Raw genomic sequence first — 25,771 nt, forward strand, 5'->3', positions numbered from 1 at the left:
GCCGATCCGCCACTGCCGGAGAACGATCGATCAGGCGCATCGCGGCACCTCCGAGGATCCGGTGGAACACGGGTGTTCCCCGCAACCCGAAACCCCGTCTTCCGGCCCGCTTTTGGACACCTCCGGCCGGACTACCGGCCCTGACCGGCCAGTGGTGCCCGACACGGAAAGTGACCGTCGAGCCCGCGTGTCGGTCGGAGAAGGAGATCGCGAGAGCGCCAATGAAGCGGCAACCTCATCGACCAACGGATCGGCCGGATCAGCCGCGACCGCCTCATCACGCAGGTACGCCACCAGCCGCAGCTCGGCTCGCTTGCGTGTCTTGTAGACCGCCCACGTACCGACCTCGCGGCGTGCCGCCCAGTCCGACACCGGCTCCCGCTCCAACCGGGTCGCCCCGATGAGGTCCGCCTCGGTCGAAGTCAGAACCCCCTCGGCCACCGCACGAGCCAGCACGAGGTCCGGGTGCCCCCAAGGCGGACGAGGAACGGCGGATCGGAACCCCGGCGCGATCGGCGTCGGCCCGTCCAACGCCTCCGAACGAGCGCGATACCCCGACCGATACGCCGCCCACCGCAGCCGAAGCATGATCCGCGGGCGCCCTAGGTCCACCGTCGACAACGCGGTGAGGAACCCGCTCAGCACCTCGGCGTGGATGTCCGCCTCCCCGACGGCGAAGCACACCGACAACGTCGCCGCCACCGACGTCAACGCCGGCATCGCGACCCCAACGGCGGCGACAGTCCACGTCGCACCCTCGGCGCGGGAACGCAGAACCAGATGAGTCCACACCGCGTCCTTGGTCGCCTGCCCGCATTGCCTTGCCAACAGCAGGTCGCGGACTTCGTCGAGCGGAAGCCGGCGATCGGGCAATCCTGGAAACGCCCGGCCGTCCACCGAAACCGGATCAGGCCCGGTGACCAGCCAGATGAACGCGTCCTGCGCGATGTCGAGACAGTTCGATTTGACGTCGCCGATGTCGCGGCGACGGAAAGAGTAAGTGGTCATGACGTGACTCCAGCGACGTGGTGCGAACAACGACCAGCCCAGCAAGCCACAGTGACTACTACGGAAATGCTAGTCAGTGACTAGAGCGGTGTCGTGTCACCCGGCCGGTTCAGCTAGATCACTACTATTCCCGCCTCGAACTAGGTGCATGAAGATCCGAGAGCGCTGGGTCGATCGGCCTGGCTCGATCCGCCCGAAGCAGTGCCTGAACTGCCGTTATAGTCGCGCCGTAGTAGTGATCTAACCCGCTCGCGAAAGCCTGCGGTGCGGATGCAATCAGGAGATCTACGCCGGACGCATGTCCAAAGCCTGCCCGATAAACGGGGTTCCGGGATGTCAACACCCTCGGAATCGGGTTGGTCGGAGGCAAGCGACAGATGTCCCAGAACTGCGCCCCAGAGCCACAACGCGACACCACGCAAGGACGCCGCCGCCAACTCCTCTCGTGCGGTACCGCACGAAATCCTCGTTGCCCAGGAGTATCGCGACTGCGAATCCAGCGTCTCGCACAACACCATGGGCCCCTGGGCTACCCGACCACCGTCTGGCCCTGCGCCCAAGACGATCTCGCGGACGGTCCCAACCCGATCGCCACATGGCTTCTCACCGCAGTGGCCAAGATCGTCACCACCTACACCCGACCCTGCCAACGCGTCCTACTGCTCGCTTCGCCACCCGACACGGCCCGGCCGCCCGCACCCGCTTCAACCGGACTCCGGACCCGCCTCGCGCGGAACGACTACGACGGACTGCTCGACGTGGCCCGGACCGTCGCCCGACTCGACCGCGACGTCCATACACGCACCGCTGACTCACAGACCGGATCCGGACCGCGAACCGTCCCCCTGGTCCAGGACGACGGTCCCGAAGAGTCTCCCGGCCGCCTCCCCGGTCCGTCCGTCATCGCGACCGTGCCGCGACCGGACCGCTTCGATCTGATCATCGCCGCCGCCGAACCGTTCGCCCTCGACGAGCTTCGCCCGACCAACTGGGCCGGATTCCTCAACCCGAACGGAACCCTCGCCGTCGTCACACATTGTGATCGATCCACTGGCAGGCTCATCGATCCGGCAGGGCCACTCGTACGCGCCGCGCACCACGCCAGCCTGTCCTACCTCGACCGGATCGCCTTGCTCCAGACCTGCTTTCCCGCCCCTTCGAGTACCGGCTCGCGCGGCTGTCCGGACGTACCACCCCAGCAGACAACAGCACCTGTCCGGCATATCCAGGCCCACGCCGACCTCTTGCTCTTCACCCGCCGCACCGACCTCCTCGGCAGCAACTGCGGCGACGAGACCTCCGATGCGTGACCGCTTGCCGAGGCCGTCGACTCGCCGGTTGTCGGTCTGGCTGACCGGCCAATGTGACCACGCCGCCCAGCTTCACGACAGCGGCTGCGTGCCCGGCACCGAAACCGACGACGACCGCGTCCCACCCGCCATCGCCGCCCACGCGATCACCACCTACACCCGCCCCGGCGATCTCGTCCTCGACCCGGACTGCGGCACCGGAACCGTCCTCACCGAAGCCCTGCGCGCCGGTCGGCACACCCTCGGCCTGACGACCGACGCGCGCTGGTGGGCCATTGCCCGCGCCAACGTCACCGCGGCCAGACGCGACGGCGCCTGCCACGACGGCTCGGTACTCGACGCCGAACCCAAGACACTTGCCACCACCCGCGCCACCGGCTTGGTAGGCCGAGTCGGACTCGTCTTGACCGCCCTGCGCACAACCACCGCTGACCCCGCAGACCCGGATCGCGACCTCGACTCCGCCTTGAACGACCTCGCCACGACGCTGAACCACTGCGAACCGCTGCTGCGCCCCGACGGACACCTGATCGTCATCGCCCGCCCTCGGCGACATCCCGACGAAAACCTCGCTGACATCACCACCCGACTGATCACCGCCGGCACCACCGCACGCCTCATCGCGATCGACCGGTGCGTCGCCCTGACCGCCGAACTACGACGCAACCGCCTGATCACCCGCGCCACATTCGCCGAACGCCACGCAGCCCGCTCATGCGCAACCGGCACACCCTTCGCACTCACCGCTCACCACGAAGTCCTCGTCTTCCAGCGCGCCGCCGACACCGAGCGGGTCTCCGCCGCACCCCACCGGCAGACCTCACCCGCGCAGACCACACGACTCAACCTCTGCGGTCTCGAACACCCGGCCCGGAGGCGAGTCGCATGACCACCTGCCTGCTCTGCGTCCCGTCTAACGGTCTCGACATCTCGCCACCTGCCGACACGACGCCTCAACTCGTCCAGGCGAGCAGCACATGACCGTCCCGGATGACGTCTCCTCGCGCCCCACAGCCGAACAGAACCTCGTCCTCGGCTCGCTGTGCACCGGCTACGGAGGCTTGGACCTCGGCGTGCTCGCCGCCCTCGGCGGAGGCCGCGTCGCCTGGGTCGCCGACCCCGACCCGCACGTCCGCACCATCCTCGCCACCCGAGCACCAGGCGTGCCCAACCTCGGCGACATCAGCACCGTCGACTGGGACCACGTCGAAGAGGTCGACATCATCACCGCCGGCTTCCCGTGCCAGGACATCAGCGCAGCCGGCAAAGGCCTCGGCATCCGGAAGGGAGCCCGCAGTGGCATCTGGCGATACGTCGTCGAAGCCGTTCGTCGTCTACGACCGCCGATCCTCATCGTGGAGAACGTCGCGGCGTTGCGCTGGCGCAACGGCGGGCTCGGCGCCGTACTCGGCGACCTGGCCGACATCGGGTATGACGCGAACTGGGCAAGCGTTCGCGCCTCCGACGTCGGCGCCCCTCACCGCCGCGAGCGCGTCTTCATCCTCGCCTTCCCGCAAGGCACGCGATTCATCGCCGATCACGACACCGGCGCCGCGACCGATCGAGGTCGTCGTCCGACTGCTGCCCACGCCGACCGCCAGCGACTCGCGAGCCTCCGCGCGGCTGACCCACCGAAAGCCCAACCTCAGCCGACGGCCATCGGACGCCTCGCTGACCGACGCCGTGCGACTGCTCCCCACACCGGAGGGCAGCAACCCCAACGACGGCGAATCACCCTCGACCTGGCTCGCCCGTCAGACGACGCACAAGACCAGAGGAATCAACGGCAACGGCATGGGGATGCCGCTCTCCATCACGGTCCGGCTCCTGCCAACCCCGAGAGCGACCGACCGCGGCACAACCCAGAAGTCAAGCCCCGGATTCCGTCCACTGTTGAGCCAGCAGGTGCTCCGTCTACTGCCGACACCACGTGCCACCGAAGGGGTCGGCGGGTCGCCAAGACAACGAGGCTCAAAGGGCGATCTGACCTTGTCGTCGACGATCCTCCGACTGCCGGTGACACCTGGGGTGACTACGCACCTGCCATCGAGCGATGGGAATCGAGCCTAGGTAGGGCCGTTCCTGCGCCGACCGAACAGGGAAAGCAGGGACGCCCCATGCTGGCGCCACGCCTGGTGGAGTGGCTCATGGGTCTACCCGAAGGCTGGGTTACCGACCTCTCGCTCAAACGGGTGGCACAGCTTCGTGCACTTGGCAATGGCGTCGTCCCCCAGCAGGCGGCGTACGCCGTGCATCTCATGCTGGCCGACCTCGTGACCTTCGAAACCACGAGCGAAGACGAGGGACAAGCGGCATGACACCTCCAACTCGACTGCCCGTCGCTACGCCGTCACTCCGTCTGCTGTCGCTCGGGGCGGGCGTGCAGAGCACCACTGTCCTACTGCTCGCCTGTGAAGGCACCATCCCCAAGTTCGACTACGCGCTGTTCGCAGACACGGGCTGGGAACCAAGAGCCGTCTACGCCAACCTGGACCGACTCCGCACCTTCGCCGGATCGAAAGGCATACCCGTACGCACGGTTACCGCAGGCAACATCCGCACCGACGCACTCGACCCCGGGCACCGGTTCGTCTCCATGCCCCTGCACAAGGCGATCGCGACGCGCTGACCGCTTTGGCTGAACGGCTAGCCAAGATCCCAACGCCAGCCGGCCCGACTCCTGAACAACTCGGCACCGATCGCGCATTCGTCGCCTTGAGCTCTGTCCAGAACAGCATTACAGGAGGCCGGCCATGATCGTGCCGTCGCCATCCACTGGCCTACTGCGTCCCGCCGATGTCAGCGGTCCAGACACGAACTACGAAGTCGTCTGGCTGCGTTTCGTCAACGTAGCCATCCGATGCTGGCCGAAGATCGTCCCACGGCCCCTGCCCCGGACGCGCATCGTCGAGAAACTCCTCCGCGATGGCGGCGAGCGGGACATCAAGCTCGACTCGCGACCGGAAGGGCAGCTCATCGCCCGGCAGCGATGCAGTCGAGCACCTCAGCTGCCCCGCCTGCTGGTCATGCCACACATAGAACGTCACTTGCCCGTCATAGCCCAGCGAGCGGACCCGCTCGCGCAGGATCGACGCACACTCCTCAAACGCTGCCACGACCTCGTGAGCCGACAACGAGCCGCGTTCATCGATCGAGGTCGAGAGCGACCATGTGTTCTCTCGAGCCTCGATGTTTCTCGCAGCCGGGTCGACTACCAACGGCTCATCCGCGACCTCGCGGATCCATCTCAGCAACACCGCTTCAGGATGTCAGACCAGCCCGCCGAGGCGCGCGAGAGTTGCGGCTGTAGCTGCCGACCTCGTGCCGCAGTCCGGTGCCGCAGGCTTGGCCGTGATCGTTCTCGGATATTCGCAATAACTTGCCCGTTCCACGGCAACTCCGGCTGGCGCTGGATCCGCGACAACGACCCCGACGGCTGGGCCGAGGCGGTTGAGTTCGACAGGGCCATCCGCCGCGGTCACCCGCGCGCCACCGCGCAAGGACGCCCTCTGCGCGGGCAGTACCTCCTCCACCGCTCCTACCTCCCCTTGGATCAGGTCGACCTCGACGCTCCGGCGAAGCGCAGACGACACCACCGGTTGCTCGCCGTCGACCCGGTAGAAGAGGCCGATCCTGACGGATGCTCGCCGTGGACATGCCGATCCGGTGCGTCGGTCGACACCGAAGCGGCTGCGTGACGGTGGTGCCGGCCACGATCGGGGTATCGGCCGTTCGGGGCGGAGGGCGCTACTTTTCGTCGGCGGCCCGCGGCCATGCCGTGGGCGTCGCGCTGATCATTCGGGGGGTGAGGCATGGAGTCCGCTGATGCCGGTCAGTTCGTGCGTGTCGTCCTGCCGGACGAGGTCGTCGAGTGCCTCGCCGCGTTGACGACGCTCGCACGTGTCTGGGCGGAGCGGGCTCCGGCCGATCCTGATGCGTTGCTGACGGCCGAGCAGTTGGGGGAGTTGCTCCAGCTCTCGCCCCGGACGCTCAAGGACCAGGCCGCTGCCGGGGTGCTGCCGCATCACCGGTTCGGCAAGCACTACCGGTTCTCCCGCAGCGACATCAGCGCGATCCTGCGGCTCTCCGAACAGTCGGAGAAGCCGCAGCGCAGGCGCCTGAACATCGCCTGACGGGCGGTGCCGGTGCCTTCCCCACCAGATCATGAAAGGACACACGTGGCATACGGACAACCAGACGGATCGAACGGGTGGCGATCCCGGTATAAGCGGCCGGACGGCAGCCGGGGGAGCAAGGCGGGATTCCCCTCAGAGAAGGCCGCCGAGGAGTGGGGCGCGGAGCAAGAGGCGTTGATTCGTCGGAACATGTGGATCGACCCGCGTGACGCGGAGACGCCGTTCGGTGAGTTCGCCGAGGAGTGGTACGCGGCGGTGACGCCGCGCCTGGAACTCAACACCAGGGTCAAGTACCGGTCTTACCTCGACAACCACCTGCTGCCGCGGTGGCGGGCATGGCCGATGATCGGCATCTTCAACGGCTACGTCGAGATCGAGCGGTGGCTGTCGTGGCTGCACGATGAGGAGTTCGCCGAGTCGAGCATCGCTTCGATCTTCGCCACATTCTCGACGATCCTCAACGCCGGTGTCCGGGCGAAGGTCATCCCGGCGAATCCCTGCTACGGCGTCAGGGTCACCGGTGGTGAGTTCGAGAACGAGCGGCTGCTGGCTACACCGGTGCAGGTGCTACGGGCGGCCATGAGGTTGTTCGAGTCAGAGATGGGCCTGTCCGGCTTCACGCTGTGCCTGCTCGACTTCTACACCGGAGGTCGCTGGAGCGAACTCGTCGGCCAGGAGCGGCACGAGTACGACGAGGCCGAGCGGGCGATCACCGTCCGGTATCCGCTCAAGGAGGTCAACGGGAAGCTGTGGAAGGCGGGAGTGGAGGTGTCGCACGAACGGCCTTCGTCACGGCCTGATGTGGGCCACGTCACTCCTCGTCGGACCAAGGGCAAACGCGGAAGGGCGAAGACGCCCGCAGGGACGAGGCCGATTGTGCTGCCGCCGAGCATTGCTGTGTTCTACGAGACACTGCTCGACAGCCATCGCGGGTCGTTTGTGTTCACGTCGCCGGACGGCACGCTGCTACGCCGGTCGAACTTCCGGCAGCGGTTCTGGCGGCCGGCGTGGGACGGGCGCAAGCCGGACCAGCCGAGTGCTCGTGGTCATGTTCCGGCGATCCTGCCGTGGATCACCTTTCACGAGGGGCGGCACACCCACGCGACGTGGATGGTCGAGGACGGGGTGCCGCAGGTCGCACGCCGGGCTCGCCTCGGGCAGAAGATGAAGGGCATCGCCAGGGTCTACGACCATGTGACGAGCGTCATGAAAGCCCAGCTGATCAACGGCCTCGAAGCCCGCTGGCTCGGATCGCTGCTGGCGCTCCGGGAGGACGAGCTGGCCGCAATCATCGGATGGTTCCCGCACCTGCGGGCCACCGTCGCTGAGCTACGAGCACTACCGTCCGAGCGGGCCATCGCCTTTTCATCGCCTTTGATCTTGCACAACACGCAAGAAGCCCGGCCTCAAGATCGAGGACCGGGCTTCTGACCTGCGTATATCGCTGGTGGACGATACTGGGATTGAACCAGTGACCCCTACCGTGTCAAGGTAGTGCTCTCCCGCTGAGCTAATCGTCCGAGGCGGAGACGGGAATCGAACCCGTGTACAGGGCTTTGCAGGCCCTTGCCTAAGCCACTCGGCCACTCCGCCATGATTCCCGAAGGCTAGCACTCAGGAGTCTGGCCTGAGCCCAAGGGCCCTCTGCCGAGCGGATGACGAGACTCGAACTCGCGACCCTCACCTTGGCAAGGTGATGCGCTACCAACTGCGCTACATCCGCATGCTCCGTGGATTTCTTGGAACTTTTCCCTTTTGGGGCTGTCGTTCCCGTCTTCCCCGGTGCGAGAGGAACTTTATTACATGCACCGCAGCGGGATCAAATCGGGGGTCCCTTGATCTCCCCGCGAGCCCGCTACCTGCACTTTTACGTCAGATCGTTGGAGATGAGGTGGGTCAGCGCCTCGTCGACGTCCACCCACAGGTGCTCGTTCCCGGGCACCACGACGTCGTACGTCCGGTCGAGGAAGTCGGCCAGTTCCTGCGCCGACGCCTCGAACATGGCGTGGCCGGACGGCGAGCTCAGTTCGATCACCACGACCTCGGGGTCGTCGGCCGCGGGGCGGATTCGGACGTCGCCGTCGCCCGCGTCGGCGATCAGGCCGTCGGCGAGCAGATCGCGGGCGAACACCCACTCCACCCAACCGGCACGACCGGTTCGGAACGCGGCGACTACCGCGTACGGGTCCTTCGTGTCATAGCGAAGCTCCACCTGCACGGGGACGGCCGGGGTCCTCGGTGCCAGTAGGTCGAACACCGCTGTCGAGCGGAGTGTCACGTGGTCGTTGCGCATCGTCGCTACCCTCTTCTCCCTTCCCGGCCAATGGAACGACCGAGCTCTCTACTTGTGACGGATATGTGGTGCGAAACGCTCGACTCCAGGTGGTTTATCACCCGATCGGTGCCATATCACTCCACTAGGCGACCGACTCGATGCGTTCCGTGTCCACTGCGTCCGGCTCGCTCCCATCTTGCTGGGTTTGGCCCGTACTCGGTACCGGCTGTTGCGCGAATGTTGGACGCGCGGGGCTCTCTGGTGGCTGCCCCGCACGGCCTACCGTGCCGTCCGCCCGACCGGTGTCCCACCGACGCGTGAAGCTCGTCGGGCGGCTGACGGTCGGTGACCGCGCGGCATTCCGGTGAACTTTACGGCCGGCACGTAAAACCGGTGTATTCGCTCGCCTGCGCATCCGCGTCGACCTCGGACGGGTGTGGACCTGACCGAGGGCCTGGCCCGGGAGGTCTTCCCGGACCCTTGGCACAACCCGGCGCGCTACGGCTGATCGCGTGGCGGCTTCGGCGCGTGATCGATGGCCGTTGTGCACCACCGCGCGGTCGACGCGGTGCGCCGGGAGAACACCCACCGTAGACGAAGTGCCCCGTGATCCGGCCAGGTCTTCGGGGGTGTGTGCGGGGTCGGTACGGCTGGCCGAGGAGTCGGGGGAAGTGGCCGTGCGGCCGGTTCTGGCCGGATATGCGCAGGTGGGAGCCACGGTGCTGATCGACATACCTGAGAACATGGTGAAGTCGCGCACATTGGGATCATTAGAAGGATGCGTGGTGCCGTAGCGCGTGAGTGCGGTGTGGGATGCGCGTCGGTGGAGGTGTGTCACGGGGTGGCCGCCCAGTGCGTCGAATGCTGTGGCTTTGACCACAGCCGACAGTGGGGTGGACGGTTTGGACGTTCACCTGCGGCTGTGGGCGCGCACGCCGGAAGTCTTCGGACGTCGACCCGTGGGAGGGGCATATGAGCGATGATGTGTCCATGACGGCAGAGCAGCGGGAGGACACCGGCGAGCGCAAGGAGCAGCACCGCTGGTTCCGTCGCAACCCCGCGATGAACATGACGTACCGCATCGGGGTCGGCGTGGTCGGCGGCCTGGTGCTGCTGGCCGGCGTGCTGATGATCCCGTACCCCGGACCGGGGTGGCTGGTGGTCTTCGCGGGTCTGGCGATCCTGGCCACCGAGTTCGAGTGGGCCGGTCGGGTGCTGAGGTTCGCCAAGGGCTACTACGACGCGTGGGTCGCGTGGCTGAAGCGGCAGAACTTGGTGGTGAAGGCGCTGGTGCTGGCGGCGACCGGGCTCGTGGTGGCCGTGACGTGCTGGCTGCTCGGGGCGTTCGCGCTGGTCGGTGGCTGGTTCGGGCTCGAGTGGGCCTGGCTGGAGAGCCCGATTTTTGGTTCGCGGGGATGATGTTGTAAGCTATGGCCACACCGCGAGAGCGGGTGTGAGAACTGAATACGGGCGTTTAGCTCAGCGGGAGAGCGCTTCGTTCACACCGAAGAGGTCACTGGTTCGATCCCAGTATCGCCCACAGTGTGTTTTACCTGGTCAACGGCTCGTAGACGATCTTCGTCTGCGGGCCGTTGGTCGTTCGTGGGAGCAAAATGGGAGCAACTGATCTTGACCACAATTGTTGCTCCGAAGTGGTCACCGCAGTTCGCTCCCGTATTGCTCCCATCGGGCCTGCAGGCCGGTCAGCATCGCGTCGACCATCGGTCGGGTGACGTGCGAGTAGACGCCCATGACGCCGCGGAACTTGTGGCCGATCCTCTTGTGCTGGAGGACTTCGGGAACGCCGTCCGCGATGAGCCAGGTCTTGTGGGTGTGGCGTAGGTCGTGGAAGTGCATGTGCGGTTTGGTCGGCGACCAGCCCAGCGTGCGATCGCCTTGCAGTGCGTGCAGCCAGACCCGTCGGCGGAAGTTGGATCGGCGGTGCAGGCCGCCGTCCTGGCCGGTGAACACGAACCGCGCGACAGGCTTCTCGCACCGTAGTTCCGCCAGCAGTTCGGCGAGGAATCTGGGCAGGTGCACGGTCCGGACGCTGGCCGGTGTCTCGGGCGTGTGGGGTGTCAAAAGCCAGCTACATGGTTTGGCCTGCGGTTAGGTTGCCGTGGGCTCGTACTCGTTGATGAGGCCGCCGAGGGTCGGTCGGCGGCGTGTCGATGTGTAGCCCGGTTCTGTGATCGGGTGGTCCGGTGGTGGTGGTGCGAGTTGTAGTGCTTGGTGTGGTGGGCGGTGGTTGTGGTGGGCCGTGTAGTGGTTCAGCGCTGTTCTCGGGTGGTGTTTGTTGATGATGAGCGGGCGGTTGGTGATTTCGTGTCGGATGGTGCCGGCGAATCGTTCGGCGTGGGCGTTGGCTCGTGGGCACCGTGGTGGGGTCTTCACGACGTTGATTCCGGTGTCGGGGAGGGTGGCGTCGAATGAGGTGGTGAACTGGCCGGCTCGGTGTCGGATGAGGAGCTGGAGGTCGTCTGCCTGGTCGTCGAGATCCGTCAGTGGGTTGCGGGTTTGTTGTGTTGTCCTGGGGGCCGTCTGGATTCGTGGTGGTGCCGAGGATGTGGACGTAGCGCGTGGCGATCTCCGTCACGAAGGACAGGTGGATCCGTTTGAGGGTGACGGCGCGGTCGACGTGGAAGAAGTCGCAGGCGGACATGCTCGCGGTCTGCGTGCGGAGGAACTGTCGCCAGGAGGTGTCGGTGTCGCGCTGGGGCGCGGGCGGTATCCGGAGGTGCTTGAGCGCGCGGCGAACCGTTGACGCGGCTACTTGCAGGCGCTTGAGCGCGCGGCAAACCGTTGAAGCGGCCACTCGGTGGCCGAGTTTGAGCAGCTCGCCTTGGATGCGGCGGTAGCCCCACCCGGCGTTCTCCCGGGCCATCCGCTCGATCAACGCCACCACGGCATCGTCCATCGGAGGTCGGCCGGTGCGGTTCGGGTAGGTCCACTTCTTTGCGACCAGTCGCCAGTGCCACCGCAGGACGGTGCCCGGAGTCACCAGCCGGTGGTGTCATAACCAGTCGGACAGGCGTCGCACCAACGCGGCGAGCACCGCACGATCGGCCCCAATCCAGTCGCGGGCGAGGGTTGGCCCGGCGTAGCTCGGCGACCTCGTGCCGCAGTACCAGCAACTCCACGTCCTTGGCCGCCGATGACCGACCGAGCAGAACCAACCAGCCAACGACCCGGACGAAGATCAGGCAAAGCAGTCGTAGTGCCACGCCTCACGATCATGCTCCTGCAGCACGTCGTGCGCGATCGCCGCAGCTCAGCGCCTCAGCGCAGAGTTCTGGCACCCACAGGCCTCAACCGCTTCCTCACCCGCGACAACTACAACGGCGCCCTTGCCGACCTCAACCTCGGCACCGACCCCTTCACCGGCAACCGCTACGCCTTCACCGGCGGCAACCCATCAGCCGCATCGAGATCGACGGCCACTGCTGGGCCTGGGGATGGTTGTGCGATACCGCAGAGGCGGTCGACGCATTCGGTGACAGCGCGAAGGAGCTCGCTGACGAAACCTTCAATGCCGCCACCCAGTGCGTCGGTGACCTGCTGGCCTGCGGTGGCGGGATGCTCGACACCGCCGGGGCAATCATGTCCGATCCGGTCGGCGCGGCAGGCCAACTGTGGGAGTCGATGACCCATTCGACCGTAGATGAACTGGCACAATGCAATGTACCCCGAGCAATCGGACGCAGCCTCTTCGCTGGTCTCTCCGCGGTCGCTCCCGGAGGCCTCCTCGCCAAGCTGTCTAAACTTGGGAAAACGCGGTTCCGGTGCCTCCGACCCGGATGTGGCGAAAGACTATGTTGATTTGACGTCGCCACAAGTGAGAACCCACATCCTCACCGGCGACGCCACCGGCGGTGGCCACATGTGGCCGGGACTCCCGGGTAAGTCCGTCTTCCCGCAGGACTGGTCTGGGGACAAGATCATCCACGCCGTCTCCGACATCGCCACCGATCCGACCCTGAAGTGGGAACAGCAGACTGGCACGCCAGGCGCCGACTACACCAAGAAGGGGGATCCTGTCCGCTACAAGGTCGAGGGTGTCCGCGATGGTGTCAACATCAGGGTGATCATCGAGCCTGCGGGCCGGGGTATCATCACCGGATTTCCGGTATACTGGCCAGTCATGGATTGGGAGGGTGTCGCCGCAGGGCTTCGTGCGCTGACTATTGAATTGGGGCCGCTATTGCCGCCCGACGATGCTCGCAACACTTGGGAGCTCGTCGACGCGGGCGAATACGGGATAGCGCTGGAAAATCTGTGCACCCAGCTGTACGAATACGACATCGCTGTTTCGGGTGACCATCGACAGCGATTCGCGGCGATTGGGGTCCAGCTTGGACTGGACAATCATTACTGGTCCGACCTCCCGGTGAAGGTTGACTGAATGGTGTGGCGGTGCGCACTCAAAGCGCACCGCCACACTACTGGCTACGGTCGACGGTGGCGCGGCGCTTGCTCCACACGTACCCGACGAGTGCGATCACGACGCACCAAGCGAGGGCGTCCAAGCCCGCCGGGTGACCGACGCGCTGGCGAGTAACCCGCACAGGGTTCGACCGTCGGCGTCGAGAGCTTGACCTCCGTCCATTCGCGCTCGTCGATCTCCGCCTGCTCGTCAGTGCGGTGATCGGCGGTCCGCGTCCAAACGCGTCGCTCAGGTCGGTCGGAGTCGATATCGGCAGGTCGGGTCTAAGGGTCACCTAGGCGGAGATTCCGTTGTCGGTCAACGGCTTTGCTGAGCTCACCGCCGGCTTCCGCCGTGAGACGGTCGGTGGGGTCGGCGTGAATGTGTGTGCGCATCCCTTGCGGGTCAAACAGAATGAGTAGCTCGACCGCGCAGTCGTCGGCGCTGCCCAGCCAGTGCGGCGAGGACGTGTCGAACTCGGCTGCCTCACCGGGTGGCAGCGTCAGGTCGCGCTCGCCGAGGACCAGTCGCAGGTGTCCGTTGAGCACGTACAGCCATTCGAAGCCATCGTGGGTCTGCGGGGTCGGTTCGGGCGGTTCGGGCTGTGCGGGAATGATCATTTTGAACGCCTGCACCCCTCCTGGCCGCCGGGACAGGGGTACGAAGGTCATTCCGAACCGGCGGATCGGCGTGAGGTGGATGCGGGGGTCGCCCGCGTCCGCGGTTTCGGCGACCGGGTCGCCACCGTGCGGCACGACCTGCACACGTCGTTCCCATCCGGCGAATTCGACTTGATCTGCCCCCACTACCTGCACACCCCGTTTGACCTGGACAGAGTGGCCCTCCTGCGGTCAGCCGCGCACGCGTTGCGCCCAGGCGGGCGGCTGCTGGTCGTGGAACCAAGATCCCGACATCCGGTACCCGAGTCCCCGCGAGATCTCCGCGGCCATCGCCCTGGACGCGGCGACGTGGTCGGTCGAGCGGGCCGACACGCCCCGCAGGATCGCGACCGGACCAAGCGGGCAGACCGCCGAGGTCATCGACCACGTCCTGGTCGTTCACCGCACCGCCTGACCGGCGGTCAGGGCCGCCCGAGCACATGAAGGAGACCGCCGTGCCCACCAGAACACACCGCCGTGACACTCCGCCGCCCAAGACCGGCAGCAGTGAAACCGAGGTCCTGCGCGCATTCCTCGACTACCTCCGCGCGTCGATCGCCGCGAAGGTCGACGGCGCACCTGAACCGCAGGTCCGGACAGCCGCGGTGCCGTCCGGCACCAACTTGCTCGGCCTGCTCAACCAGCTGACCTTCGTCGAGCGCGCGATCTTCCTCGGTGACGAGGTCACCGACTGGCAGGCGACGTTTCAAGCCGCACCGGCGGACGGCGTTGCCGACGTGGTGGCCCGCTACCGGGAGACCGTCGAACGCGCCAACGAGGTGCTCGACGGCTGCATCGATCTCGCCGCCCCGGTCCCTCGACCGCAGCCGGGGCGTCCCGGTCCCAGCGTCCGCTGGGCGCTGATCCACACGATCGAGGAGACCGGCCGGCACGCGGGCCACGCTGACATCCTCCGTGAGTTGATAGACGGCGCGACCGGCCGCTGACCCCACCAGCTTCTCCACCGGACAGGAACACGTGATCACCGCAAGCCGGTCTTCGGCACGTCGCTTCCACCGATCCGCGCGCACGGTGGCGACCCTCGCGCTCACCCTCATGCTCACGATCGGCGTTGCGGCGGCGTGCTCCACACCGACCGCCGGCGACGTCGCCCCCTACGCCGTCGCCACCCAGAACGACCCGGCGTTCCAGGGCACCTTCCGGCACGAGTTCGCCGATGTCGACGGCTTCCGCATGCACTACGTGACCGGCGGCAGCGGCACACCGGTGGTACTGATCCACGGCTGGCCCCAGACCTGGTACGGCTGGTGGCCGATCATGCCGGCACTCGCCGAACACCACACTGTCTACGCGGTCGACCTCTCCGGATTGGGCGACAGCACCGGTTCACCGACCGACTACGACAAAGCCGCCCTGGCACGGCACGTGCACACCCTCATCGCCGACCGACTCAAGGTGCGGGACGCCGCCGTCGTCGGACACGACTTCGGTGCTGCGGTGGCGTTTCAGTACGCCAGCCAGTTCCCCGGGGATACAGCTCGCCTCGGCTACCTCGACCTGCCGCTACCCGGGCCGGCGACGTCAGCTGCAAGACGGCCGCCAGGGAGCTCATCGCGCGATGCCGCGTAGTCCAAGACTCCAACACCCTCTCGTACTGGCGTGACGAGGTCGCGGTCGGCGCGTGGGGGGGGTACCAGGAATTGCATGCGCGCGAACCTGCTCGCAAGCGATCGACCTGACACCGCACCCGGTGAAGGACTTGGCGATCCGCACGTTCGGCGAGAACGACAAGATCGTGCTGCTGGCCGGCATGGCCTTCGTCCTCGCCGCCGCTGCTGTGGTCGCCGTCGACAACGCGGAATCCATCACCTGCGCTTCCCTGTGACGGTGAGGCTTCCGGCGGGATGACCGACTGCCGCAGGCCGCTGTCCCCCGTGAGGACTACAGGAAAGTGTCCACGCCAAGGGGATTCGTGGCGCCGCGGTCTTCCATAGGTTTGCTGGCGACGGCGTCAGTACGTCGCGGCACGCCGAGAACTGGAGGGCAAGCGCGTTGAAGACGATGCAACGGTCAGCGGGAGCCGGTATCCCCCGGAGGTTCACCAGGGTGGTGATCGCGGTGGCGCTCACCGTCACCGCGGTGGCGGCCTGTGACGCCGACACGGAAGAAGACACGACGAGAGAGGACGCACCACCCGTCGTCGCCGAGGTGGCCGCCGTGCCACGCATTACCTGGGGCACGTGCCCGGCGTTGGCCGAGGGCGCCGGTCGCGACCCTCGGCTCACCTGCGGAACGGTGAAGGTTCCGCTCGACTACCGGAACCCCGGTGGCGAGGAGATCGAGGTGGCCGTCTCGAAGCTGCCGTCGGCGAAGTCCCGCGACCGCCGCGGTGTCCTGCTGCTGAACCCGGGCGGCCCGGCGTTGTCCGGCCTGGAAACACCGGGCGCCGTTGCGCCGACCCTGCCGCCGTCGGTGTTGGCGGCCTACGACCTGATCGGCTTCGACCCGCGTGGGGTCGGGCACAGCACCCCACAGAGCTGCGGCTTCGACGACCCGTCTCTCGCCGGTCTCTTCCCGTACCCGGCTGCGGACGGCTCGATCACCGCGAACGTCGACCACGCCCGCGCCGACGCCGAACGGTGCGCGACGAACGCCGGCGAGGAGCTCCGGTACTTCACCACCGCCAACACGGCCCGCGACATGGATCGCATCCGCACGGCGCTCGGCGAGGAGAAGATCTCCTACTGGGGCCAGTCCTACGGCACGTACCTCGGCGCCGTCTACGGGTCGCTGTTCCCGGAGCGCGCCGACCGGGTGGTCATCGAGGGCAACGTCGACCCCACGAAGGTCTGGGCGCACGCGACGGACAACTGGGGCAAGGCCATGTCGGAACGCTTCCCCGACGCGGCAAGGGTCGCCGCAGCGCAGCACGCCACGCTCGGACTGGGCGGCACCGTCGACGAGGTGACCCGGAAGTACCTCGCACTCGCCGACCGCCTCGACCGCACCCCCGCGCCCGTCCCCGGCACCCCGCTGGCCCTGACGGGTTCGATGCTGCGCACCGTCACCTACAGCCTCCTGCTGCACAACGAGACCCTCCCGGTGCTCGCGCAGTTCTGGAAGGCCGCCGTCGGACTGGCCGACGGCACGCTCACCGAGGCGGATGGCCAGGTGCTGCAGCAGGTGTTCACCGCGCCGCCGCCGACCCCGGGCGTGCCGGCCGACAACCAGGCCACCATGTTCCTGGCACTTACCTGTGGTGACGCGCCGTGGTCCGACGACGTCGACGAGTACGCCCGCCGCACCGCCGAGGACCGCGCGGCCTGGCCGCTCACAGCGGGGATGCCCACCAACATTTGGGCGTGCGCGTTCTGGCCGAAGCCGATCGAAGAGCCCGTCCGCGTTACGGGCGAGGGACCGCGCAACACGCTGATCCTGCAGAACCGCAGGGACAACGCCACACCGTGGGAGGACGGCCTCGGGCTGTACCAGGTCCTCGGCGAGCGAGCGGCCTTCGTCGGCGCGGACAACGGCGGGCACTACGTCTACAACCAGGGCTCCACGTGTGTGGACGAGGCGACGGTGACGTTCCTGACCACCGGCCGGCTCCCGGACAAGAAGGTCGACTGCACCGACGTCGCCCCGCAGTGACCGTGGTTGCCGGCGGTGAGTGTCGATGGACGGGGGAACACCTGGTGGTCGGCACGATCATCGCCACCGATCCCGACAAGCCGGCACACCAGGCACTCGGCCCGGCGTCCGACCAGCTGCTCATCGCCGCAGCCATCGGCCTGGCCTACGCCGTGACCCTGGTCATGGTGCACCTGTAGGGCTCCAAGAGTCGTCCACACCATCTGACCTGCGCTTCAGGCTGCTGTGGGTTTGTACTCGTTGATCAGGCCGCCGAGGACTGGTCCGCGACGTTGTGCTTGCCGGAAATGTCATCTACGCAGGTCAGACGGCTGTCGCGCAGCTCGGTGACGAGAAACCCACACCCTGGCAGCAGCCCCAACCACCGCCACCGCCACTGGGTGTCGAAGACACCACCACGCCCCGCGCCCACCGAGGTCCGCGTAGACAACACGCTGCGCAGTGCACAGCAGGTCTTCATGCGGACTACGCGTACCTCGGCGCAAGCGCGTCGATCAGCATGATCAGGCAGTCCTCTCATGAGGCCACTACACCCAGTGTGTCGACCCAGGGGAGCGGGCCGTCGTGGCGCTCGTGCTCACTGCGGCCTGCGGCCCCGCGAACAACACAACTCCGAAGTTCCACGACTTGCTCACGCAGAAGAACATCGCCCCACGACATGGCCGAAGCCGAAACCCTGGCTAAGTACCTGTGCACCAAGCTCGACCAGGGGTACGGACCTGGCGACCTCATGGCCATGTACGGCGACGTCGGCAACAACATCAACGCCAAACGAGCGTTCCTGAACATCTCGGTCACCGCATTCTTCCCTGAGTACGGCGGCCGATAGCGTCCGGAGATCGGGCAAATTTACGTTCCAGGCAACGCTGGAGTCGTTTCCGGCTCCATTTCGAGAAGGAGTTCACCACAGTGCGATGTCGACACGGCGGCCCGGATCGCAGGGTCGGTGTACCCGTTCTGGGACCTGCGTGGCCACTACGCCGAGGGCCGGCGGTGGCTGGCTCGCATCCTGACAGCCGGACCTGCGGATCCCAGGGTGCGAGCACATGCGCTGATGGACGCGGCGACCCTCGCCATCGTGCAGGGCGACGTCGTTGAGGCGGTGACGGCGTGTGAGCAGGCGGCACGGTTGAGCGAGGCCGGTCAGGATCACGCGAGGCTGTCACACGCGCTGCAGTACCTGGGTCTGATACGAATTTTCACCGAGCAGCTGGGCGAGGCCGGGTGCCTGCTGAGTGCATCTCTTCGGTACGCGGACGCCGCGGACGCGGTGTGGGAGCGCAGTTGGGCGCTCCTGCTGATGTCTGTGCTGGCGACCTCTCGATGGGACTTCTCCCTAGCCGGGGACTTGGCGCGGCAGGCCGAAGCGGCACTCGGGCACGGAGGCGACCCGGAGGCCCGCGCGTTCATCCGGGTCCTGCTCGGCTTCGCCGGCTTGGGCATGGAGGACGCGGCCGGCGCCGCAGAGCACGTCACCGAGGCGCTCCGGCAGTTCAGCACACTTGGTGGCTTGTGGGGGCTGTCGATCACCACGGTGCTCGCCGCATTTGTGCTGCGTGCCCTTGGCCGGCACCGGGGAGCCGCCGGTTTGCTCGGAGTGGCCGAGGCGTTGCGTGAGGCGGCCGGGACGACGCTGCCGCCGTTCGTCGAAGCGTGGCTGGATGACACGCTGACCGAACTGACTACCGCCCTTGGTCCGGCTGTGCTCCACTCCGCGCGGATGCACGGTCGAGCCCTCCCTCGTGCCGCCGCTCTCGCGTATACCCTGCGGCAACTGGCACCCGACGCCGGCGACGTTGAACGGCGCCCATGAGGGTCGATGAGCCAGGCCGTCGTCTACAGGCCACGAGCGGCCCGTGAACCGCCCCGGCTTGACGGGGACTCTGATGTGGCCTGGGTTTGATGGAGCCGGCTCGCTGGACTTCATGCCACAGGTTGAACTGCGTGGACGATGTTTGTTCGCGAATCCGTGAAGTGGGCGCGGAGTGCTGCTAGCGTTACTCGCTGTGACAGTCGAAGAGTCGGTCGGCCTCCGCGTGACCATCAACGACGGTGGCGTCGAGGAACTGCTGTCCCTGCAGCGGTGGCTCGGCGAGCAGGACGACTTCGCCGGGCTGACCTCGCTGCAGCGGACCGAGCCGAGTCCGGGCCAGATGGGCTCGGTGCTCGACACGATCATCGTCGCCGCGGGCAGCGGGGGCGCGGTGACCGCCCTGATCGGCACCCTGTCGGTGTGGATGCGCAACCGCGGCGCCAAGATCACCGCGACCGTCAAGAAGGGCGACCGCAGCGTCACCATCGACGCGGACCGGGTCCGCCCAGCGGAGCTGGCCCAGCTGCGGGAGATGGTGGCGGAGTTCTCCCGCACGCTGGACGAGGGCTGAGCCGCCCGTGACGAACAGGCACCTCCGGCTCGCCGACCCGGACCGGTCACGGGTGGTGCTGGTGGGCACTGCGAACTACCGCAACGGGCTGCCTGACATCGCGCCGGTCGCGGGCAACGTCGAGGGCCTGGCCGCGGTCTTCCGCGATCCCGGACTGGGCGGGCTGGGCGAGGACACGTGTCACACGCTTGTCGACCCCAGCCGGGACCTCGCGATCCGGCAGATCGCCGCGTGGTGCCGGGAAGCCGAGGACATCCTGGTCGTCTACTTCTCCGGCCACGGCCTGATCGGCGAGGACGGCGAGCTGTTGCTGGCCTGCGCCGACACCGAGCTGGACATGGCCGACTACACCGCACTGCCGATCAGCCTGCTGCGCAAGGCCGTCCAGTCGAGCCCGGCGCGGGTCCGGGTGCTCATCCTCGACTGCTGCTATTCCGGACGGGCGATCCGGACCCTCGGCGCCGAGACCGACCTGCTCGGCCAAGTGGAACTGTCCGGGACCTACACGCTGGCCTCCGCACCCGGCGATCTCCAGGCCCTGTTCAACGAGGGCGAGCGCTACACCGTCTTCACCGGCGAACTGATCGACACGCTGCGCAACGGCATCGCCGCTGAGGCGTCCCTACTGTCGGTCGACGCCGTGTACCGGCACTTACGCCGCAAGCTGCGCGGCCGGAACCTGCCGGAGCCCAAACAGGTGCACAGCAACACGGCCAGCGACCTGGCCCTCGTGCACAACACCGCGCATGCCGAGCCGGTGCCGCGAAGCACCGGGCCGCAAGGGAATCCGTTCCGGCATGTCGATCTGTTGGTGCGGCGGGCCGGTGAGGACACTCGCGACCGGCTCGTGTTGCGCAACGCGGCGAAGGACCGGAAGTGGCCGGTGCTGGCCCGGCTGCGCATGGTGGCCGAGCTCGATGCTCTGGGGGAGGGCGGAACCGCCGTGGAGACGCTGCGCGGCTTGGGCGTGCCCGGCGACGTGCACCAGACGCTGAAGAAGCTGCGCGAGTTCAGCTCCCTGGTCGAACAGGACTGCCTGTTCGAGGCGGAAATGGCCGACGACTGGGACGCCGCGGCCGTCGAAGACCCGAATGCCCTCTGGGGACTGATGATGGCGATCTGGTTGTCCGCCACCGGTTTGCCGCTGGACAAGCAGATCGCCGCGGTCGACGAGCTCGCCGGTCATAAGCACGGGGACAAGGCGCGGAGCGTGCTGGAGGGCATGCTGCGCAAGCGCGGCCTGCCTAGGCCCGACCGCCGCGTCATCCAGGCTGCGATGGGGAAACTCTAGTCACGCTTGCGGAACATCCCCGGCAGCAGGCGGTAGACGGGATCGTCCATGGCCAGGTTCCGCACCGCCGTCGAGGCCGGGCCGGTCATCGCCGTGCGGCGCTGTCGAATCGCCTCCCGTCGGATGATGCGCATGACCCGGAAGGTCCCGACCACCACCCACGTGCCGGCCATCCACATCATTGAGCTCACAGCCTGGGAATTGCCGCCCAGGGACAGTGCGATCCCAGGCAGGGCGACAACCGGCGGAAGCAGCACGACACCGCCGAGCATGGCGCCGCGGACGTCCAGAATGGTCTTGGACATCTCGACCGAGTACGCCGCCGCGAACCCGGGATGACGCCACATCAACACGATGGTCTGGCTCACCGTCAGCAAGGCGATCCCGGCCGCGGTGCATCCCACCTCCAGCAGCAGTTCGCCCCAGCGCGGCATGGGTTGCAGCCACAACGCGACCAGGCCGCAGGACAGCAGCACCGCCCACGTCGTCCCCGTCGTCCACAAGGTGTGGACGCTGGCCGCCGCCTCCTTGGTCTCCCGCTCCAGGACGTGCCGCGCGAGCGGAATGTGCAGGCCGACCGCGGCTGCCACGACCGCGAGCACGATCGCGGCCAGGATCATCATCGATCGGAACTCGCCGAGGTCGTAGCGCAGCACCACACCGGCGACCGCAGCCGAGCCGAACAGCGCGACGATCGCCCGCACATCGTCGTCGCTGCGGCGGCTCATCATGACCGCCGTCGCCGCGAAGCCCAGTACTGTCACGGCCGATCTCAGGATCACGGTCCGCAACTCCGGCGGCATCCACGGGTCGAACGTCTCCCAGAGCAGCCCGCCCGCGGTCACGGCCAGGCAGCCCGCCGCCGGCACGATGGCGTCGCCCCGGAACGCGGCGTTGATCAGGATCCAGGCCGCCACCAGCAAGGTGACGTACTCGATTGCGTTGACGATCATGGGCCCTCCCGGGAGATGCCCGGCAGCAGCCGGTACACGGGCTCCGACGCCACGAGTCCGCGCAGCGCTGACCGCGGGCTCACGGGCAGCTCGATGATGTACCGGTGGTGCGCCGCGTGATCCAGGATCCGGCGCAGCATCGTACCGGCCGCGGTCAGGCAGGCCACGCCCCCGACCAGCAGCGCGATGCTGACCGGCGCCGGCGGCTGAACGAACGCCGAGACGCCCAGCAGCATCAGCGCACCGACCGACGCCGCGATCCACCGGACCAGATCGGCGGTGGCCCGCCGCCGGGTGCTCGACCACCGCTTCACCCAGGCTCGGGCGAACGCTCCGTTGCGGACCAGGATGATCGCGAAGCCGGCGAGCTGGATCGCCGCCATGATGCCCGCGTAGCGGAGGAACACCAGGCCGAGCGCCAGCCAGACCTCCGGCATCAGGCCACTGGCGGCGGTGCCCAGGAGGCCAACCGACGCGATCACCATGCCTGACCGCCAGACTCGCCGCACCGACAGGAAAGCTCCGCCAGCCGCCTTGATCATCATCCACTGCTCGCCGACGACGTGCACCGCGATCAGCACGAGCAGCAGCGTCAACGCCATCAGCCCGATCCGCGCGACCGCGGTGATGTCCGCGAACAGCCGGCATCCGAACGTGACCACGGCGAACATCGCCGCCGTGACCGCCCCGGCGACGTCGCGCCGCAAACCGAACGGAATGGCCACGACCGCCACCGCGACCACGGTCCCGAACTGGTAACTCAACGGCTCAACCTGATCGGCGGGCATCCACCCGACCGCCTTCTGCAAAAGAAGTCCCCCACTGGCCAGAGCCAGACACGTGCCGCCGACCAGGGCCACCCGATACCCGGTCAACCCGACGAACGCGAGCAGCATCAGCACGACGCTCGTGCCCAGCGATGCCCACAACATCCGTCCCGAGCTCCCTCGCCACAGGCCACCGTGACGAGCAGCCCACCGGCAGCCGATCGTATCGTCCAGAACCCTCAAGCCGGCAGCTTCGACCCCGCCCTCGCTGAGATGGGGTACAGCGCCGCCACGCTGTCACCACGGTCAGACACGCGGTGGCGCGGTGTGCCCCTGCACGAAATTGTGGTCATCTGCCCGCACAACAGTCAATGCCGGGACGTCACCGACGCCCTGCGCAAAGCCGGAGTGCCCGCCTTCGTCCGTGGCACCGAGTACCGGCTGACCCAGGCCCCTGCGTTCGTCGAGGCATGCGCCGCCTGGGCCACCCTCGGACACGAACTGAGCAACTACCGCCTCGGCGCCATCCACCAGCGGTGGCGCCACCTGCTCGGACTGACCTGGAGCAGGGAGAAGGACGTCGAACTGACCCAACTGCTGCTCGACCACGAGCACAAGGCACAGAACGGCGCGGACCAACCGGTGTCGAACGCCTGGGAACAATCACATGGTGGCGGGGCCGGCCGCGGGTGTTGTGCCGAATTCCGGCGTCGGGTTGGCGACGCAGCCGGTGCCCTTGGTGAGGCGGAGTTCGGCGCGGACGGCGTCGAGGTAGGCGCAGCCGTCGCGGGCGTTGGGTTCGATGACGCCGCCCTCGTGCCATTCGTTCCACGCGTAGAGGAGCACGAAGTTGTCCACTGTGGACTCACGGGTGGAGTCGTCGAGGTCGGCGCGGACATTGGCCAGGAGGTCGCGGAACGCGGGGAGTGACTGGTCCTCGTACCACCTGAAGGCCGCGTGGAGCTTGGCCTGCGCCTCCTCGTGGGTGTCGCCGGAAAGCACCGGGTCGGGTTTGCTGATGCCGATGCGGGGCCGTTCGTCGAAGTCGGACGTGGCGCAGCGGATCAGCGAGCCCGGCTGGGTGGCGAAGAAGAGGCGTTCACCGGCGACGTAGTTCTCGTACGAACTCTGCTGGTGGTCCCAGCGGCCCGGGCAGTAGCCGCCGTCGAGGCCGTGCTCGGGCTTGGGGACGCCGTTGTCGGTGGTCATGGTGATCATGACCTCCTCGCCGAGCGTCGTGAGGGCGCGGGCGCGGACCGCGTCGGTGAACTGGCGGACCGCCGCGGCGTCGATGCTGTTGTCCGGGGGACCGCCGTTGGGCTTGCCGATGCCGCGCACGTCGCAGAGTTGCAGCATCGGCCGGCCGTCATTGGCGCGCAGGATGTTCGGCTGCGCCAGGTACTCGTCGACCAGGATCTGCGCTGCGCGGGTGATCTGCTCGGATGGCATCCGCAGCGTGCCGCCCGCGCCGCCGCCCCACGGGTGGATGCACGGCAACACGGTGAACTTGAGGTCGGAGCGGTTGCGCGCGGCCAGGAACGAGCGCAGCCCGGTGGCGTACTGCTCGGTTGCCGCGGCGGGGTTCCAGTACCAGTAGAACGCGAAGTGGTCCAGGCCCGCGCCCGCGGCCTGCGCGATCTGCTTCTCCAGCGTCTCGGGTCGGGCGTCGTCGTAGTAGCCGATCGCCGGCTTGAGGTGCGAGAAGTCCTCGTCGGGCCAGTGCCGGACGGCTTTGGGGTGGCGGTCGTGGGCGTGCCGGACGCCTCCCCACCAGTCGTTCGCCGAGTCCGGGCCGTAGTACTGCTCGATGCGGTCCATCATGGACCGGTTGCCGTTGGCGTCGAACACGCCGAAGTAGATGGCGCCGGTCCGGATCCACCTCGGGTGCACGTGCCCTAGCGGCCCGTCGATCCGGTAGCCCTGGGCCTGCATCGCCTCGACGTGCGAGGCCAGGATCGGCCGCCACGAGTTGACCAGGCCGTCCTTGCGCATCCGGTACAGCACCTCGGTGCCCGGCTGCGCGGTCGCCGACGCGTGTCCGACGATCCCCTCGTACCGGAAGGCCGGGCTGGGGCCGGTGGTGAGCTGGTCCCGCTCGGACACCGACGCGGTGAGCAGGTAGGCGGACTCGGTCTGCTTCCGCAGCCGGTAGATCGGCTGCGAGCCGGGGAAGGCGGCCCGGCGCAGGTACCCGACCCTGGCATTGACGCGCTTGCGCATGCGGTGCGAGGTGACGGCAGCCTCCGCCTCGGCCTGCGACAGCGTCCAGAACAGCCCCACGTCGCCTGCCGTGTGCAGCTCCAGCAGCGGGACGGGGTCGGTCACCTTGTTCTCGGAGTTGCCGACCGCGGTGGCGCTCGGGACGGGGGCGGTGAACACGGAGGTCAGCGCCGCCACGAGGACCGCGACCGCTAACGGGATACGAGCCTTCACCCGGCCATCCTGTCCGAACCGGTCGGGCGACGCGCGGGAAATACCGCAACCGTTCGAAACTCGTCCGCACCTACGCCCAGGTGATCAACGAGCTGATGCTGGAGAACAAGGCCCTACGGGAACAGGCTTCCAGCTCGACCGCCACTGTCACGCCGCGGAGAAGGCACGTGTCCGGCACGGGTGACTTGCGATGCTGGACCGTCAGTCGGATGGAGGCAGCGCGAACCATCGACCCTGTTTGACCACCCGCAGTTCGTCGCAGCCAACGACCGAGTACTCGATGCCGCCGGCCGTCCGACCCTCGCGGGCCATCGTCCGCTGCGAGCGCACCGCGAACATGATGTCCTGCACACCGACCGTGACCGCCGGTCCGCGGCTACACCCTGAGCACGGTCGCGACCGCCCAGCCGGGCCGTTCACGGAGAGGCGCGGCTCGGTGTGCGGGTGACCGTGGTGGAGAGGGTCGAGCGGCTGGTGCCCTGCGAGGAACCGGAGATCTCCGCAGCGTTCGGAGTCGGAC

At 67.5% G+C, this 25,771-nt stretch carries 27 protein-coding genes, 4 tRNA genes and 2 pseudogenes; 18 read left to right on the top strand and 15 right to left on the bottom strand.

All coding sequences use genetic code 11. From position 1 onward, the window contains the following. Nucleotides 1-30: 30 nt before the first annotated feature. On the bottom strand, nucleotides 31-1,008 hold the full coding sequence (locus tag F4560_RS05265; RefSeq protein WP_184916994.1) for a hypothetical protein: 978 nt from the start codon (nucleotides 1,006-1,008) through the stop codon (nucleotides 31-33). A gap of 911 nt (nucleotides 1,009-1,919) precedes the next feature. Here F4560_RS05265 and F4560_RS05270 point away from each other — a divergent pair. From F4560_RS05270 to F4560_RS05285, 4 genes are all read left to right on the top strand, one after another. Further along, nucleotides 1,920-2,318 (top strand): hypothetical protein, encoded by a 399-nt coding sequence (locus F4560_RS05270; protein ID WP_184916996.1) that lies wholly within the window; start codon nucleotides 1,920-1,922, stop codon nucleotides 2,316-2,318. Nucleotides 2,319-2,406: 88 nt separating this feature from the next. Next, nucleotides 2,407-3,207, top strand: a complete 801-nt coding sequence (locus F4560_RS05275; protein WP_184916999.1) for a DNA methyltransferase — start codon at nucleotides 2,407-2,409, stop codon at nucleotides 3,205-3,207. An 88-nt stretch (nucleotides 3,208-3,295) separates the two neighbouring features. Continuing rightward, nucleotides 3,296-4,636 (top strand): DNA cytosine methyltransferase, encoded by a 1,341-nt coding sequence (locus tag F4560_RS05280; RefSeq protein WP_184917002.1) that lies wholly within the window; start codon nucleotides 3,296-3,298, stop codon nucleotides 4,634-4,636. Nucleotides 4,637-4,698: 62 nt separating this feature from the next. Beyond that, on the top strand, nucleotides 4,699-4,947 hold the full coding sequence (locus F4560_RS05285; protein WP_184917005.1) for a hypothetical protein: 249 nt from the start codon (nucleotides 4,699-4,701) through the stop codon (nucleotides 4,945-4,947). A gap of 151 nt (nucleotides 4,948-5,098) precedes the next feature. On the opposite strand, the gene F4560_RS05290 is transcribed toward F4560_RS05285, so the two are convergent. After that, nucleotides 5,099-5,575, bottom strand: coding sequence for a hypothetical protein (locus F4560_RS05290; protein ID WP_184917008.1), 477 nt, complete (start codon nucleotides 5,573-5,575; stop codon nucleotides 5,099-5,101). A gap of 555 nt (nucleotides 5,576-6,130) precedes the next feature. Between F4560_RS05290 and F4560_RS05295 the strand changes: the two genes are divergently transcribed. Next, nucleotides 6,131-6,451, top strand: coding sequence for a helix-turn-helix domain-containing protein (locus F4560_RS05295; RefSeq protein ID WP_184917010.1), 321 nt, complete (start codon nucleotides 6,131-6,133; stop codon nucleotides 6,449-6,451). Between the two features lie 192 nt (nucleotides 6,452-6,643). Next, nucleotides 6,644-7,885 (top strand): tyrosine-type recombinase/integrase, encoded by a 1,242-nt coding sequence (locus F4560_RS05300; protein ID WP_184917013.1) that lies wholly within the window; start codon nucleotides 6,644-6,646, stop codon nucleotides 7,883-7,885. A 14-nt stretch (nucleotides 7,886-7,899) separates the two neighbouring features. Here F4560_RS05300 and F4560_RS05305 read toward each other — a convergent pair. The 4 genes from F4560_RS05305 to F4560_RS05320 form a co-directional block, all read right to left on the bottom strand. Then, nucleotides 7,900-7,974 (bottom strand) — tRNA-Val (locus F4560_RS05305). A 1-nt stretch (nucleotide 7,975) separates the two neighbouring features. Continuing rightward, a tRNA-Cys gene (locus F4560_RS05310) sits at nucleotides 7,976-8,047 on the bottom strand. Nucleotides 8,048-8,104: 57 nt separating this feature from the next. Beyond that, nucleotides 8,105-8,177, bottom strand: a tRNA-Gly gene (locus F4560_RS05315). A gap of 144 nt (nucleotides 8,178-8,321) precedes the next feature. Further along, nucleotides 8,322-8,747: an SsgA family sporulation/cell division regulator gene (locus F4560_RS05320; protein ID WP_073893954.1), complete on the bottom strand. Its 426-nt coding sequence runs from the start codon at nucleotides 8,745-8,747 to the stop codon at nucleotides 8,322-8,324. Nucleotides 8,748-9,719: 972 nt separating this feature from the next. Between F4560_RS05320 and F4560_RS05325 the strand changes: the two genes are divergently transcribed. Both F4560_RS05325 and F4560_RS05330 read left to right on the top strand, forming a co-directional pair. Further along, nucleotides 9,720-10,148, top strand: coding sequence for a TIGR02611 family protein (locus tag F4560_RS05325; RefSeq protein ID WP_246477736.1), 429 nt, complete (start codon nucleotides 9,720-9,722; stop codon nucleotides 10,146-10,148). A gap of 49 nt (nucleotides 10,149-10,197) precedes the next feature. After that, nucleotides 10,198-10,269 (top strand) — tRNA-Val (locus tag F4560_RS05330). 116 nt (nucleotides 10,270-10,385) lie between these two features. On the opposite strand, the gene F4560_RS05335 is transcribed toward F4560_RS05330, so the two are convergent. After that, nucleotides 10,386-10,769: a tyrosine-type recombinase/integrase gene (locus F4560_RS05335; RefSeq protein WP_184917019.1), complete on the bottom strand. Its 384-nt coding sequence runs from the start codon at nucleotides 10,767-10,769 to the stop codon at nucleotides 10,386-10,388. 69 nt (nucleotides 10,770-10,838) lie between these two features. Beyond that, entirely contained in the window at nucleotides 10,839-11,123 is a 285-nt protein-coding gene (locus tag F4560_RS43395) for an integrase core domain-containing protein (protein WP_312868508.1), read from the bottom strand. A 1,369-nt stretch (nucleotides 11,124-12,492) separates the two neighbouring features. On the opposite strand from F4560_RS43395, the gene F4560_RS05345 reads away from it, so the two are divergent. Continuing rightward, nucleotides 12,493-13,131: a MafI family immunity protein gene (locus F4560_RS05345; protein WP_221483347.1), complete on the top strand. Its 639-nt coding sequence runs from the start codon at nucleotides 12,493-12,495 to the stop codon at nucleotides 13,129-13,131. Between the two features lie 357 nt (nucleotides 13,132-13,488). Here F4560_RS05345 and F4560_RS05350 read toward each other — a convergent pair. After that, nucleotides 13,489-13,868: pseudogene (locus F4560_RS05350) on the bottom strand (cupin domain-containing protein); the annotation flags it as partial. 135 nt (nucleotides 13,869-14,003) lie between these two features. Continuing rightward, nucleotides 14,004-14,192: a hypothetical protein gene (locus tag F4560_RS45970; protein ID WP_184917025.1), complete on the bottom strand. Its 189-nt coding sequence runs from the start codon at nucleotides 14,190-14,192 to the stop codon at nucleotides 14,004-14,006. Between the two features lie 59 nt (nucleotides 14,193-14,251). Here F4560_RS45970 and F4560_RS05360 point away from each other — a divergent pair, with 59 nt between their 5' ends. From F4560_RS05360 to F4560_RS45415, 5 genes and pseudogenes are all read left to right on the top strand, one after another. Continuing rightward, a complete protein-coding gene (locus F4560_RS05360) occupies nucleotides 14,252-14,758 on the top strand; it encodes a DinB family protein (protein WP_184917028.1) in 507 nt (168 codons plus the stop codon). Nucleotides 14,759-14,867: 109 nt separating this feature from the next. Continuing rightward, nucleotides 14,868-15,359 (top strand): annotated as a pseudogene (locus tag F4560_RS05365) (alpha/beta fold hydrolase); the annotation flags it as partial. A gap of 163 nt (nucleotides 15,360-15,522) precedes the next feature. Beyond that, nucleotides 15,523-15,657, top strand: a complete 135-nt coding sequence (locus F4560_RS45410; protein ID WP_281391879.1) for a hypothetical protein — start codon at nucleotides 15,523-15,525, stop codon at nucleotides 15,655-15,657. Between the two features lie 221 nt (nucleotides 15,658-15,878). Then, complete coding sequence (locus F4560_RS05370) at nucleotides 15,879-17,423, top strand: alpha/beta hydrolase (protein WP_312868511.1); 1,545 nt, start codon at nucleotides 15,879-15,881, stop codon at nucleotides 17,421-17,423. A 44-nt stretch (nucleotides 17,424-17,467) separates the two neighbouring features. Further along, nucleotides 17,468-17,602, top strand: coding sequence for a hypothetical protein (locus F4560_RS45415; protein WP_281391880.1), 135 nt, complete (start codon nucleotides 17,468-17,470; stop codon nucleotides 17,600-17,602). A gap of 65 nt (nucleotides 17,603-17,667) precedes the next feature. On the opposite strand, the gene F4560_RS05375 is transcribed toward F4560_RS45415, so the two are convergent. Continuing rightward, nucleotides 17,668-17,856 carry a hypothetical protein gene (locus tag F4560_RS05375; RefSeq protein WP_184917032.1) on the bottom strand — a complete coding sequence of 63 codons (189 nt, stop codon included), beginning with the start codon at nucleotides 17,854-17,856 and terminating at the stop codon, nucleotides 17,668-17,670. Between the two features lie 225 nt (nucleotides 17,857-18,081). Here F4560_RS05375 and F4560_RS05380 point away from each other — a divergent pair, with 225 nt between their 5' ends. The 4 genes from F4560_RS05380 (at nucleotide 18,082) to F4560_RS05395 (ending at nucleotide 21,098) form a co-directional block, all read left to right on the top strand. After that, nucleotides 18,082-18,252, top strand: a complete 171-nt coding sequence (locus tag F4560_RS05380; RefSeq protein WP_184917035.1) for a hypothetical protein — start codon at nucleotides 18,082-18,084, stop codon at nucleotides 18,250-18,252. A 225-nt stretch (nucleotides 18,253-18,477) separates the two neighbouring features. Then, the gene (locus F4560_RS05385) at nucleotides 18,478-19,236 is read left to right on the top strand and encodes a hypothetical protein (RefSeq protein ID WP_184917038.1); all 759 of its coding nucleotides are present in this window, start codon (nucleotides 18,478-18,480) and stop codon (nucleotides 19,234-19,236) included. A gap of 193 nt (nucleotides 19,237-19,429) precedes the next feature. Beyond that, on the top strand, nucleotides 19,430-19,807 hold the full coding sequence (locus F4560_RS05390) for an effector-associated constant component EACC1 (RefSeq protein WP_184917041.1): 378 nt from the start codon (nucleotides 19,430-19,432) through the stop codon (nucleotides 19,805-19,807). 7 nt (nucleotides 19,808-19,814) lie between these two features. Continuing rightward, nucleotides 19,815-21,098: a caspase family protein gene (locus F4560_RS05395; protein WP_184917044.1), complete on the top strand. Its 1,284-nt coding sequence runs from the start codon at nucleotides 19,815-19,817 to the stop codon at nucleotides 21,096-21,098. Here F4560_RS05395 and F4560_RS05400 read toward each other — a convergent pair. The 4 genes from F4560_RS05400 to F4560_RS45975 form a co-directional block, all read right to left on the bottom strand. Further along, a complete protein-coding gene (locus tag F4560_RS05400; RefSeq protein WP_184917047.1) occupies nucleotides 21,095-22,051 on the bottom strand; it encodes a hypothetical protein in 957 nt (318 codons plus the stop codon). The two genes, F4560_RS05395 and F4560_RS05400, sit on opposite strands and share 4 nt — an antisense overlap. Further along, complete coding sequence (locus F4560_RS05405; protein ID WP_184917050.1) at nucleotides 22,048-22,983, bottom strand: hypothetical protein; 936 nt, start codon at nucleotides 22,981-22,983, stop codon at nucleotides 22,048-22,050. Before F4560_RS05405 ends, F4560_RS05400 begins: the two co-directional genes overlap by 4 nt. A gap of 141 nt (nucleotides 22,984-23,124) precedes the next feature. Further along, nucleotides 23,125-23,427: a hypothetical protein gene (locus F4560_RS05410; protein WP_184917053.1), complete on the bottom strand. Its 303-nt coding sequence runs from the start codon at nucleotides 23,425-23,427 to the stop codon at nucleotides 23,125-23,127. 54 nt (nucleotides 23,428-23,481) lie between these two features. After that, nucleotides 23,482-25,251 (bottom strand): glycoside hydrolase family 99-like domain-containing protein, encoded by a 1,770-nt coding sequence (locus F4560_RS45975; RefSeq protein ID WP_184917056.1) that lies wholly within the window; start codon nucleotides 25,249-25,251, stop codon nucleotides 23,482-23,484. Between the last annotated feature and the right edge of the window lie 520 nt (nucleotides 25,252-25,771).

This window comes from Saccharothrix ecbatanensis (genome assembly GCF_014205015.1).
Classification (GTDB): Bacteria; Actinomycetota; Actinomycetes; order Mycobacteriales; family Pseudonocardiaceae; genus Actinosynnema; species Actinosynnema ecbatanense.